Source organism: uncultured Rummeliibacillus sp. (assembly GCF_934216135.1).
In the GTDB taxonomy this organism is placed as follows: domain Bacteria; phylum Bacillota; class Bacilli; order Bacillales_A; family Planococcaceae; genus Rummeliibacillus.
Map to the genome: position 1 here is coordinate 25,171 of NZ_CAKQBI010000019.1, position 12,798 is coordinate 37,968.

Consider the following 12,798-nt stretch of genomic DNA (forward strand, 5'->3'; position numbering starts at 1 on the left):
AGATGAAAATTCAAAATATCACAATTCGACATTTAAAAATGAAAATGAAAGCACCTTTTACAACGAGCTTTGGAACATTTGTTAATAAGGAGTTTCTACTATTAGAAGCAACAGATGAATTAGGCAACAAAGGATGGGGAGAGTCGGTTGCATTTGATTCCCCTTGGTACAATGAAGAAACTTACAAAACAAATTGGATCATTCTAGAAGACTTTTTAATTCCACTAGTCAAAGGAAGAGAAATCGAACATCCAGATGAAATCAACGAATTATTTGCATTCATTCGCAAAAACAATATGGCAAAAGCAGCTCTTGAGGGTGCTGTATGGGACTTATATGCAAAACGGACACATCAAACATTAGCCTCAGCACTTGGAGGAGACAAGAAAGAAATCGAAGTCGGTATTAGTATCGGTATTCAAAAATCAGTTGAAAAATTACTTTCATTAATAGATGGATATGTAAAAGAAGGCTATAAACGTATCAAAGTGAAGATCAAACCAGGTTGGGATGTCGATGTCATTCGTGCGATTCGAGAAAGATTCCCGGATGTTCCATTAATGGCGGATGCGAATTCAGCATATAGCTTAGAAGATGCAGCGTTATTAAAGCAACTCGATGAATTTAATCTAACAATGATCGAACAGCCCCTTGCTTCTGACGATATTATCGATCATGCCACATTGCAAAAAAAATTGAAAACACCTATTTGTTTAGACGAAAGTATCCATTCTTTAGAAGATGCACGCAAAGCTGTTGAACTAGGAAGTTGCGGCATTATTAATATTAAAATTGGTCGTGTCGGTGGATTAACAGAATCCAAAAAAATCCACGATTATTGTGAATCAAAAGGGATTCCTGTATGGTGTGGTGGAATGTTAGAGTCTGGTATTGGACGAGCTCATAATGTAGCGATTACAACACTTTCTAACTTTATCATGCCAGGCGATACGGCAGGTTCTGAACGTTATTGGGAACGTGACATTATCGATCCTGAAGTAATCGTTGAAAATGGTTATATTACAGTACCAGACGAACCTGGAATTGGATACGAGCCAAACCTTGAACGAATTGAAAAATTCACCGTCAACAAAAAAGTATATAACTTAGTAGACGAAGAGGTGGTTCGATGAAAAAGAGTTTTGAAATGGCCGGAGCATTTATCGGTGTCATTGTTGGTGCTGGTTTTGCCTCTGGACAAGAAATCTTGCAATTTTTCACTAGCTTTGGCTGGTGGGGAGTTGTAGGTACGGCAATTGCAACGGTTTTATTTGCTTTTTTAGGCATGAATTTAACTACATTAGGGAGTCGCTTACATGCGACTTCTCATAAAGAAGTTGTCTATCAAATTTGCGGGAAGTATTTAGGTGCAGCAGTAGATTTTGTCATCACGTTCTTCTTATTTGGAGTATCTGTTGTTATGTTTGCGGGAGCAGGTTCGATTTTTGAAAACCAATTCGGCATTCCGGCCATGTATGGTAGTTTAGCGATGTTAATCGTAACAATATTAACACTGATGTTCAATGTTCAGAAGATTATCGCGATGATCAGTGCAATTACACCTTTCTTAATGGTATTGGTAGTCATTATTGCTGGTTATTCCATCTTTACAACGGATTTAACAGCTGGACAAATGGATCAGTTAGCAAAACAACAAAATTCAGGGTCTTCTAATTGGATTTTAGGGGCACTATTGTATGTATCCTACAATCTTGCAGCAGGTGCATCAATGCTTACTGTAATGGGCGGACTTGAAAAGGATGAGAAAATCGCAAAAAAAGGCGGAGTTTACGGTGGTATTGGATTAGGTATTCTTATTTTGCTTATAAATGTCGCAATATTCACAAAAATAAATCAAGTTGGTAGTTCGGATATGCCAATGCTTACACTTGCAACGAACATTTCACCGATTCTTGGTGTTCTCATGTCAATTGCTTTACTGGGAATGATTTATAACACAGCTGTAGGTATGCTTTATGCCTTTACTGTTCGTATCGTTCCAGCAGAAAGTAAACATTTCAATTGGGTAGTTTGGGTAATTGGTGTTGGTGGATTTGGTCTAAGTTTTGTAGGCTTTATCACTTTGGTGAGCACGGTATATCCAGCAATGGGGTACTTAGGTTTTGTTTTAATGATTGCCATTGTGATTGCATGGTTTGTGAATGTCAAACGTTCAAAAGCGAAATCATTAGTTGTAAAAGAAGCTTGATATTGAAAGAAATATTGTAGTGAAGCCTTCCAAATGGATAACTGGAAGGCTTTTTCTATAAAAAGAAAGCACTAAACAGCATATATAAGAATTTCTATTAACATCTTTTGTATTTGAAATGATAGACACATATGAAAGTTTACGACTGTCAAAATTTATTGTGTAATCTTTATTCAACGAGGCAGGTTATATGAACAATGTTGCCTCTAAATGTTATTGAAACTTATTTCAATTGAAACCGTACAAATAATTATATTCAAAAGGAGGATAATAAAATGTTTGAATACAAGTTCGTCAAAATAGAGTTTAAAAAAATATCTGGTAAGCCTAAAGAGGACTATCAAGAAGTAATTAAAAGTCACGCAGAACAGGGATGGCGTTTTGTTCAAATTTTCTCTCCTGACAGTGTAACTTCAGGAGTTGCAGTAGGTTCTTATTATGATTTAATCTTTGAAAGACCTGTACAAAAGTAAACTGAACAGAAAGATTAAAGGAAACTTATTAAATTTGGTTTCCTTTAATTTTTATGCGATTATCAACATTAAAATTTAACAGAGCCTAAATAAGATTTATAGACCTCCTGACTTCTGTTTTTACCTTGAAAAGATTATGATAACATTAGGTATTTATAGGGTTATAAAGAAAGGAAGTTTTCAAATGGTCCCAGCATTATTTATAGGACATGGTTCACCATACTTAGCAGTAACACAAAATGACTACTCAGCGTTTCTAAAGGATTTAGGAAAACACATTAAACCGAAAGCGATTGTCATCTTTAGTGCTCATTGGGAAAGTGAAACATTAGCAATCACCTATACAGATGATATTTTAGATACTGTGTATGATTACTACGGTTTTCCTGAGGAAATGTATCAGATTAAATACCCTGCGAAAGGCTCAAAAATAGTTGCAGAAATAGTGGAAGATCGTTTTAAAAAAGCTGGAATTCCTACTCGTCGTGAAGTAGAACGCGGTTTAGACCATGGTGTTTGGGTAGCGTTAAAACATATGTATCCAGAAGCAGATATTCCAGTCGTTGCGATTTCTGTTAACGCATTTTTATCACCAAAGGAGCAATATAAAATTGGAAAATCCTTACAGGGGCTTGACGAGCAAGATATTTTAGTAATTGGTAGTGGTACAACCGTTCACAATTTCCAATGGATGAACCCTAGTGCAACAAGTCCAGTAAAAGAAGCAGTCGATTTTGATAACTGGATTTTTGAACATGTTGAAAAAGGGGATATTGATACATTAGATCAGTATCGTTCACTTGCACCAAATGCTGTCCTTGCCGTTCCTAGAGCAGAACATTTTGTGCCACTATTCATCGCAATGGGAAGCGCAAGCAACAAATCAACAAAACCAAAAAAGATCAACCAAACCTATGAATTCGGTACGATGAGTAATATGTGTATAGAATTTTAGATATAGTTTTAAGAAGAGAGGGAATTGCCCTCTCTTTTTTTGACTTTTTAACCATAGCAGAAGGGAAATCCATAGTAAAAGCAGGAATGTTGATGATTGATAAAGAATATTTTATAGATTAGGGGGTACCACTACCGAGTAATATGTTGGGAGGAATTGTACTTATGTTGCACCTTTTTTACAGGATAGCAGTAGGCTTATTATGAAAGGAGGGTGATTTCTGATTAGCTTTCGGTATAGATTTTTACATAATTTACTTGATATTGTTGGAATATATTTAGTCCCAGTTCTATGTGTTGTCTTCTGTTTAAATCTAGTAAAGATATTAAAAAAAGTTAAGAACGACGAAAAAACTACTATTAATACTTTTTGGTTAACCGTATCTTTTCTTTTAATAATGTGGAGTATTACTTATAGATTAGCGTTTTAATTTCACTAAGGTATTCTTAGGCTGCTATCCCTAGTTCCACTTCCATATACCAGAACCAAATACTTTTGGAAAAATATACTATATATGGTAGTTCCATTATGTTATAATAATTGGAAAAGATAGTAAAATCACAATAGTATTATAAAGATGGGAGAGTTAACTTGAAACAAGAAAACCTTTTAATGGTAGAGCATAGTCGAATGGAAAGTGAGCGTCTTATATTACGTCCGGTATCGTTTGAAGACGCTGAAGATATGTATGAATATACATCTGATGAAGAAACAACACGTTACCTTTATGACCAACATAAAGATCTAAACCAAACAAAAAGTTTTATAGCAAACTATTTTATAAAAGAGCCAATCGGTAAATATGCAGTTTTGTTAAAAGAAGAAAACAATAAAATGATTGGTGCAATTGAGTTTAGAGTCCACGATTATAATAAGAGTGGAGAACTAGGTTATACATTAAATAGGCATTATTGGGGAAAAGGTTACATGACAGAAGCAGGAAAGTTAATACTCGATTTAGCGTTCAATATACTAGAGTTAGAAAGAGTATTTGCAGAATGTGATGTTAAAAATGAAGCTTCAGGAAAGCTGTTGCGTCGTTTAGGTATGACACATGAAGCTACTCTTCGTAAAAATCATATGATTAAAGGTGTCCTTACGGATAGTGAATATTATTCTATGTTAAAAGAAGAGTATATCAATTTACAAACAGGAAAAGATGAGGCATCGGTTATCAATTAAACATAATAAAATGCCAATCATACAAAAAATCCACTCCTACAGTCAGGAGTGGATTTTTCTATACCTCTATTTCTTGGAAGCCGTATTTAGCTGTTGTAGAAGTTGCTTTATTGTTACGTTTATTTCATTTAACTCTTCTTGCTTCATGCCAGAAGCTTCTAGCAAGGATTGAGGAATGCATGAGGCTTTTTCCTGTAGTGCTTGACCTGCATTCGTAATGTGGATGTTCATAATGCGTTCATCTTTTTTGTCACGATGACGCTCGACAAGACCAGCAGCTTCCATACGTTTAAGTAGAGGAGTCAGAGTACCAGTATCCAAACTTAGTACCTCTCCAAGTTCTTTAATCGTACTTTTCTGCTTCACCCATAAAGTGACCAAGACTAGATATTGAGGGTAAGTGAGTTGAAGTTCGTCTAAATATGGACGGTAAAGTCGCAAAATTGCCCTTGAACAGGCATACAATGAGAAGCACAAGTGATCTTCTAATTTAAGATTATCCGCGTTTGTTTCCATAGTTATACCTCGTATACTTAATATTTTTTCATCTTTATTTTAACATACCTCTACAATAATAAAAAACATTTTGCAAAATTTAATTGTTGACAATACTTTATGGATAATATAAGATTAATTTACAAAATACATTTTGCACAATATAATTTTACGAAATACAATTATGCAAAATGAAATTTGTCAAATAATATATTGGAGGGATTTATAATGAGTAAAGTTACAGTTGGAATCGAAAATGGAGCACCTATCGAGCTACACTATGAGGATGTTGGCGCAGGAAAGCCAGTGGTATTGATTCATGGTTGGCCGCTTAGCGGAAGATCATGGGAAAAACAAATTCCCGCATTAGTTGAAGCTGGTTATCGTGTTATTACGTATGATCGTCGTGGTTTTGGTCAGTCATCACAACCGTGGAATGGTTACGAGTACAATACATTTGCAAACGATTTGAATAAACTTCTCGTTCATTTAGACCTACAAGATGTTACACTAGTTGGATTTTCTATGGGTGGAGGCGAAGTCGCACGTTACATCGGCACTTACGGAACAGAGCGAATTGCAAAAGCAGTGTTAGCAGGGGCTGTTCCTCCATACCTTTACAAATCAGAAGATAATCCGGATGGTGGATTTGACGATGAAGTGATTAATGGGTTACAAGAAGGAGTTAAGACAGATCGCCTTGCGTTCTTAGAGACGTTTACAACTAACTTCTTCGCATCTGGAGACAGAACAGATTTAGTAAGCGAAGAATTCCGATTACACAATCGTGATATTGCAGCATTTGCTTCACCAAAAGGTACGCTCGACTGTATCGCGGCTTTCAGTAAAACAGATTTCCGAGACGACCTAGATAAATTTGATGTACCGACTTTGATTATTCATGGTGATTCCGATGCAATTGTTCCGCTAGAATTCAGTGGTCAAAAGGCACATGAAAGAATCCCTAATAGCCAACTTGTTGTCATAAAAGGTGGACCACATGGCTTGAACGCAACACATGCTGAACAATTTAACACAGCACTTGTACGGTTCTTAAAAACAGATTTATAATAGTTTCTATTCGTAAAGTAGATTAATATTTTATTAACTACTAGAATCCATTAAACATTTAAATAATTTAATGAGTGCACTTCACTTTATAAGCGTTTTATCATCAATTCTTTTCAGCCAATTCATAATAAGAATCTTATTCTGTTTAATTACAAAACCAGAATGAGATTCTTTTTTTTAGAAAATAAATGACTAAAAGAATAATTTGAAATTTAGAATAATTTATGACAGATACATATATTATATTGACAATATACCTAGTGGGGTATAAATTGAAGCAGAACTCGAAGTTTCAAAATGGGGGTAAGTATAGTGAAAAAGATTTTAATCGTAGGTGGCGTAGCAGGCGGAGCTTCTACTGCTGCAAGAATTCGCCGTTTAGATGAACAAGCAGAAATTATTATGTTTGAAAGAGGACCACATGTTTCATTTTCAAATTGTTCGTTACCATTCCATTTGAGCGGAATTGTTGAAGATAGCAAAAGATTGGTCTTAACGAATCCAACCGCTTTTAAAACAAAATATAATATTGAAGCACGTGTACAACAAGAAGTTATTAATATTAATCGTGAAGTTAAAACAATTACAGTCAAAAATTTACTAACAGATGAACAATATGACGAAAGCTATGATTATTTAGTTTTATCACCGGGTGCGAGTCCAATCGTTCCAAATATTGAAGGAGTACATGCTCCTCATGTTTTTACTGTAAGAAACGTCAATGATATTGAACGTTTAAACCAATATGTAAAAAATGATAATGTCAAAGATATTACAGTTGTTGGCGGAGGTTTTATCGGAGTAGAAGTAGCGGAAAATCTACGCTTGGCAGGGAAGAATATAACTTTAGTACAATCAAATAATCAAATTATGACACCATTTGATTATGATATGGCACAAATTTTGCATAAAGAAATGATTGATAAAGGTGTTCAACTATTTGTAAATGATGCTCTCGCAAAAATCTCAGATGATTCTGTTGTATTAAATTCTGGCAGACAAGTGAAAGCCCAAGCAGTCGTTCTAGCGATTGGCGTTCGACCGGAAATTTCTTTAGCAAAAGATGCTGGACTAGAAATCGGTGAACTCGGGGGGATAAAAGTTAACCCTAATTATGTTACATCGGATCCATCCATCTATGCTGTAGGTGATGCAATTGAAGTTTATCATCGCTTGCTGCACAAGCAAACAAGACTTGCACTTGCAGGTCCAGCACAACGACAAGCACGTGCAGCTGCAAATCATATATACAATATACCAAATCAAAACACAGGTGTAATCGGTTCATCTAGTATTCAAATATTTGACTTGAACTGTGCCGTAACAGGTCTAAATGAAAAAACAGCAAAAGACGCTGGTTTTAACGTAAATAATGTGTACTTAATCGCACCAGATAAAGTTGGACTTATGCCAAATAGTAATCCATTACACTTCAAACTAGTATACGAAGTACCAACTGGAAGAATTTTAGGTGCACAAGCTATTGGTAAGGGGAATGCAGACAAGCGTATTGATGTCATTGCTACTTTAATAACAATGAATGGTACACTAGAAGATCTGAAAGAATTAGAATTATCTTACTCACCAATGTATAGCACAGCAAGAGATATCGTAAATCTTGCAGCGTTAGTTGGCTTAAACTTATTATATGGTCGATATAATCAAGTTGCGGTTTCACAAGTTCGCGAACTAATGGAGAAAAATGCATATTTTGTAGATGTTCGTGAAAAAAATGAATATGAAAATGGACATTTAAAAGGTTCAGTGAATATTCCATTAAGTGAACTTCGCGATCGTATGGATGAAATCCCAAAAGATGTTCCAGTTTATGTTCATTGTCGTTCAGGGCAACGTAGCTATAACGCTGTAATGGCATTGAAAAATTCTGGATTTAATAATATTTGGAATGTGTCAGGATCATTCCTAGGTATTTGTCTGTATGAATACTTCAATGATATTGTAACAGGGCGTGAAAAAATCGTAACTGAATATAATTTTAAATAAAGGTATCTCTAGAGGAAGGATGATTTTTAGACTTCACTAAATTACCTTTTTGCTAGAAATAATTATTAGGCGACTTTTTGTTCAATTTTGAACGGAAAGCCGCCTTTTTTCTTTTCTCTTTTTCCTTTGGGAGTGTATCGTCTAGTGAAATAGACATTATCAGATATATTCTAAAAAAACTATTAGTTTATTCATAAAATTAGTAAATGGAACATAAATACTGATATATTGATATTTTATAAACTACTAGATTCATTTTATTTATAAATATCAAATAATTCTCTTTAAATCAATTAATATCTTAAATATGTACAAAAATATCTTAATAATGTAAAATTAATTTAATTCATTTTTACTAAGGGGTGTATAGGGATGAATGTACAAATGGTGCTAACAGATTTTTTAGACAGAGCAGTAGAATTATACGGGGATAAAGAAGCTATTTTTGATGAAAAGAGAGCTTTTACTTACGCTCAAATAAACGGACGAGTTAATCAGTTATCTCGCGGTCTACAGTCCCTTGGGGTGAAAAAGGCGGATAAGGTAGCCTATTTAGCTTCCAATACGATTGAAATGTATGAAGGTTTTTATGGAATCTATCAATTAGGGGCTATTATGGTTCCACTGAATATCCGTTTAAAGCCTGAAGATTACTTATTTATATTAAATCATAGTGAATCTAAGATTTTACTAGTGGATCAAGATTTGTATCCTTTAATTGTTCCTATAAAAGATAAGTTAGAAACAGTTCAACAAATTATCGTTCACTATAAGGATGAAGAAACGCCTGAACTAGGGTATGATGAATGGCTTGGGAATTTTGATGATAGCCCGTTTAATCGTGTAGAACTAGATGAGGATGACGTTGCTAGTTTACTATATACAAGTGGAACAACAGGAGATCCTAAAGGGGTTATGTTGACACACCGTAACAACTACTTACATGCACTAACAGCTATGCATCATTTACGTGTTATAGATGAAGATGCCCTGTTACATGTGTTACCGATGTTCCATGTAAACGGTTGGGGATCGCCGTTTTACTACACAGCAAATGGTTCAACACAAGTGTTTTTAAGAAAAGCAACACCTGAGGCAATCTTTAATGTCATTGCAAAACATAATATTTCAATTATTCATATGGCTCCAACTGTATTGAATTCTCTAATTCAATACTATGATGAATATACACCACCACTTTCTGAGAAATTACGCATTATTGTTGCGGGCTCAGCTCCTCCAATGGCGTTTATTGAAAGAGTGGAAAAAGAGATTGGTTGGGAATTTATCCAAGTATATGGCATGACAGAGTCTTCACCTTTAAGTACCATTTCTCGTATTCTTCCACAATATAAAGACTTACCAGACCAAGAAAAGTATCAGCTGAAAGCAAAAGGTGGCACTCAATTGATTGGTACGAAAGTGAAAGTTGTGGACGAGTATGGAGATGAGCTTCCGCATGATGGTGTATCTGTTGGTGAAATTGTTATAAGAGGACATGGCGTAATGAAGGGCTACTGGAAAAATGAGCAAGCGACCATCAACACACTTAAAGATGGATGGTTACACACAGGTGATGTCGGACATATCGATGAAAAAGGATATGTAGCGATTACAGATCGTAAAAAAGATATCATTATTAGTGGGGGTGAGAATATTTCTTCAATTGAGGTAGAAGGTGTGCTATATGACCATCCAGATATTTTAGAAGCAGCTGTCATTGCGATTCCGCACGAAAAATGGGGTGAAACACCTCATGCATATGTTGTCTTAAAAGAAAATGCTAAGCTAACAGAGCAAGATATTATCGATTTCTCTCGCTCTAAACTTGCACATTTCAAAGCAGTTACGGGTGTAACTTTTGTGGATGAGTTACCAAAAACAGCATCAGGAAAAATTCAAAAAGTGCATTTGAGAAAAACTCATCTAGAAAAATCGGAAGTGTAATATATAACGGGGGTGTCCTTAAAGGGAACCCCCTTTTTTAATGGCACGGTTAAAATTAGTTGATGATAGATAAAATAGCAGGTACAAATCAAAATCACATCATCTCTTCGCACATTTCAGAAAAATTATTTTTTATGATTCATTCTCCACTCGTCTTCTAAAATCCCCATTTCAATCAAGTTCCAATATTCATCTCCATTTTTTCTTGCATCTCTTAATAACCCTTCTTGAACAAATCCTACTTTTTCGTAACATCGAATGGCAGAGGCATTAAAGTCAAATACACCTAAAGTCACTTTGTGCAATTGCATTTCTTCAAAAGCAATTGCTAAGACAGCTTTCACCATTTCAGCACCAATGCCTTTTCCACGATACTGCGAAGAACCTACCAATACTTTGCCAATCCTAGCAGATTTATTCACTCTATCAACTCTCCCTAAAGAGATATGCCCAATCACTTGTTTTGTATCTTGGTCAATGACCTTAAAAATATATGTATCCGAATCCTCTTTGTTTGCATTTTGTATATACTTTTCGAATTGTGAAACCGTTAAAGGATATTGGAAAGCAGGACCAGCCCATTGTAATGTAAATGAGGCCGATGGGATCCAACTTATTAGTTGTTCTATATCAGTACGTTCAAAGTACTCCAACTTTATCATTTGAAGTCCTCCTTCATTTTTATGATAGGCTATCAGAATTTTATAAAATTAGTATATCATAGTAGATAAATAGAAATTTTAATTTTTACATCTAGTGATTCTTTTTCAATGGTCACTCGTCTATAGCTGTGAAGGGGGATTCAAATGCAGCAAAAACAGTTTGAATGTTTTTACGAAGAATATAGTGATGCCATATTTAAATACATATTAATGCTTGTTGGCAATAAGGAAACTGCTGAGGACTTTACACAAGAAACGTTTTATCGAGCGTATAAGCAATTCGAGACGTTTAAAGAGCAGGCATCTATTCAAACGTGGCTACGAAAAATTGCAAGAAATTTAGTTTATGATCATTACCGAAGAAAAAGAATTATTCAATTCATTCCGTTTCTCTCACAACATGAACAACAAGACACAAATTTGCTCCCAAGTGAAATCGTCGAGAAAGGGGAAGCAATCGTTGCAGTTTATCGTGCCCTCTCAAAACTTAAATTAGAATACAAGGAAGTTATCATCCTTAGAAAAATAGAGGGCCTTTCGATTAAAGAAACAGGGAATCTATTGGGATGGACAGAAGTAAAAGTAAAAAACGCAACAGCTCGTGCAATGCAAGCATTAAAAAAAGAATTGGAAGAGGGAGGGGAATTACATGGCGAAGGATTTAGATCAATTATTAAATGAGCTCTCCACAATTGAGCGAGATCCGAAACAAAAACAACAAAGTTTCCAAAAATTATCAAAGAGAATTCAACATCCTACACGCAAACAATTTAACAAATGGAAACCTGCGTTTGCACTAGCCATACTAGTTGTTGTGTGCGGTTTGTATATTCTAACCTTACGATCAGAACCATCTACGCAAAATTCAGTAAGAGCAGAAAGTATGATGGAACTTTTAAAAAGTGATGCTATTGATTTTGGAACAATGGATATTTCAACCTCCCATTCATTAACCTATACGCCGACTGGAAATCCATCTTATTATTTTGGCTTTAATAAAAGAGTTAACCCATATAGTAGTTTTATTTATAACACAGAATATTTTCTTAAATCCGCTAAACCAATCAAAAATATAGATTTAAAAACGCACAAAACTTCAGTTAGAGATGCACAGATTCAATATAGTAACTTGAATACAGGTAGTGAAGCAATATTATTTCTGAAATTTGTCTTTTTGGATAGCACCGATAAAGTTCTTTATATAAAAGATGTCAACGATAATCGATGGTATAAAATTGAAGGAGAACCTGCAAAGAAACTACAAAAAATAAAATATACAATGAATACTTTGGATTCTGGTACTGACATCATTATTCTTTATGCAGTAATTTATGTCGTATCATTTTTGGTAGGAGCTATTATCCAAGATAAAACTCCCATTATTAAACGGACACCTACTTATATAGATAAAAAACATAAATACATTGATTGGTCTATTATTCTTGGTTTTATACTAATCATAGCAGGCTCTTTGTATTACTTCGGAGTGATTCCTATTGCCATGGTAGTAGTTTTGAGCTTTATCTATTGGGGAATCCAACTTTATATGGAGTTAAAACATCGGCCAGAGGCTAAACGACATTACCTCATTATCAATTTAATGATCCAAGCGACTGTAATTTTAATCGGAGCTATATGGTATGGCCTTTTTAGGTGACATTTTATGTGAATAATATGCTAAAAAGGCGATTCTTCTTTAAAAATTCTTCCATGGGTATGTTAATTTAACTCTCTATGCCTATGTATTACTTTTTGTTCATACTAGGAAATTTGTGGTATAAATGTAGAAAGCAATATTTA

Annotated in this window: 12 protein-coding genes; 10 read left to right on the forward strand and 2 right to left on the reverse strand. The window is 34.7% G+C overall.

From position 1 onward, the window contains the following. Window positions 1-2: 2 nt before the first annotated feature. The 5 genes from menC to Q0977_RS12305 all read left to right on the forward strand — a co-directional run bounded on the left by menC (window position 3) and on the right by Q0977_RS12305 (window position 4,819). Complete coding sequence (menC, locus tag Q0977_RS12285) at window positions 3-1,133, forward strand: o-succinylbenzoate synthase (RefSeq protein WP_124218050.1); 1,131 nt, start codon at window positions 3-5, stop codon at window positions 1,131-1,133. Beyond that, window positions 1,130-2,209, forward strand: coding sequence for a hypothetical protein (locus Q0977_RS12290; RefSeq protein WP_124218051.1), 1,080 nt, complete (start codon window positions 1,130-1,132; stop codon window positions 2,207-2,209). The genes menC and Q0977_RS12290 overlap by 4 nt, the downstream gene beginning before the upstream one ends. 275 nt (window positions 2,210-2,484) lie before the next feature. Then, on the forward strand, window positions 2,485-2,682 hold the full coding sequence (locus Q0977_RS12295; protein ID WP_124218052.1) for a DUF4177 domain-containing protein: 198 nt from the start codon (window positions 2,485-2,487) through the stop codon (window positions 2,680-2,682). Between the two features lie 184 nt (window positions 2,683-2,866). Next, window positions 2,867-3,637, forward strand: a complete 771-nt coding sequence (locus Q0977_RS12300; RefSeq protein WP_299514344.1) for a class III extradiol ring-cleavage dioxygenase — start codon at window positions 2,867-2,869, stop codon at window positions 3,635-3,637. 591 nt (window positions 3,638-4,228) lie between these two features. Next, on the forward strand, window positions 4,229-4,819 hold the full coding sequence (locus Q0977_RS12305; RefSeq protein ID WP_124218054.1) for a GNAT family N-acetyltransferase: 591 nt from the start codon (window positions 4,229-4,231) through the stop codon (window positions 4,817-4,819). Window positions 4,820-4,885: 66 nt separating this feature from the next. On the opposite strand, the gene Q0977_RS12310 is transcribed toward Q0977_RS12305, so the two are convergent. Then, complete coding sequence (locus Q0977_RS12310; protein ID WP_124218055.1) at window positions 4,886-5,335, reverse strand: MarR family winged helix-turn-helix transcriptional regulator; 450 nt, start codon at window positions 5,333-5,335, stop codon at window positions 4,886-4,888. Window positions 5,336-5,542: 207 nt separating this feature from the next. On the opposite strand from Q0977_RS12310, the gene Q0977_RS12315 reads away from it, so the two are divergent. The 3 genes from Q0977_RS12315 to Q0977_RS12325 all read left to right on the forward strand — a co-directional run bounded on the left by Q0977_RS12315 (window position 5,543) and on the right by Q0977_RS12325 (window position 10,336). Further along, on the forward strand, window positions 5,543-6,385 hold the full coding sequence (locus Q0977_RS12315) for an alpha/beta fold hydrolase (RefSeq protein WP_119414987.1): 843 nt from the start codon (window positions 5,543-5,545) through the stop codon (window positions 6,383-6,385). Window positions 6,386-6,694: 309 nt separating this feature from the next. After that, complete coding sequence (locus tag Q0977_RS12320; protein ID WP_299514413.1) at window positions 6,695-8,389, forward strand: FAD-dependent oxidoreductase; 1,695 nt, start codon at window positions 6,695-6,697, stop codon at window positions 8,387-8,389. A gap of 372 nt (window positions 8,390-8,761) precedes the next feature. Next, on the forward strand, window positions 8,762-10,336 hold the full coding sequence (locus Q0977_RS12325) for a long-chain-fatty-acid--CoA ligase (RefSeq protein WP_124218057.1): 1,575 nt from the start codon (window positions 8,762-8,764) through the stop codon (window positions 10,334-10,336). A gap of 125 nt (window positions 10,337-10,461) precedes the next feature. On the opposite strand, the gene Q0977_RS12330 is transcribed toward Q0977_RS12325, so the two are convergent. Continuing rightward, window positions 10,462-10,998, reverse strand: coding sequence for a GNAT family N-acetyltransferase (locus tag Q0977_RS12330; RefSeq protein ID WP_124218058.1), 537 nt, complete (start codon window positions 10,996-10,998; stop codon window positions 10,462-10,464). Between the two features lie 144 nt (window positions 10,999-11,142). On the opposite strand from Q0977_RS12330, the gene Q0977_RS12335 reads away from it, so the two are divergent. Both Q0977_RS12335 and Q0977_RS12340 read left to right on the forward strand, forming a co-directional pair. Then, window positions 11,143-11,679, forward strand: a complete 537-nt coding sequence (locus tag Q0977_RS12335) for an RNA polymerase sigma factor (protein WP_124218059.1) — start codon at window positions 11,143-11,145, stop codon at window positions 11,677-11,679. After that, window positions 11,648-12,655: a hypothetical protein gene (locus tag Q0977_RS12340; protein ID WP_299514355.1), complete on the forward strand. Its 1,008-nt coding sequence runs from the start codon at window positions 11,648-11,650 to the stop codon at window positions 12,653-12,655. Before Q0977_RS12335 ends, Q0977_RS12340 begins: the two co-directional genes overlap by 32 nt. The last annotated feature ends 143 nt before the right edge of the window (window positions 12,656-12,798 follow it).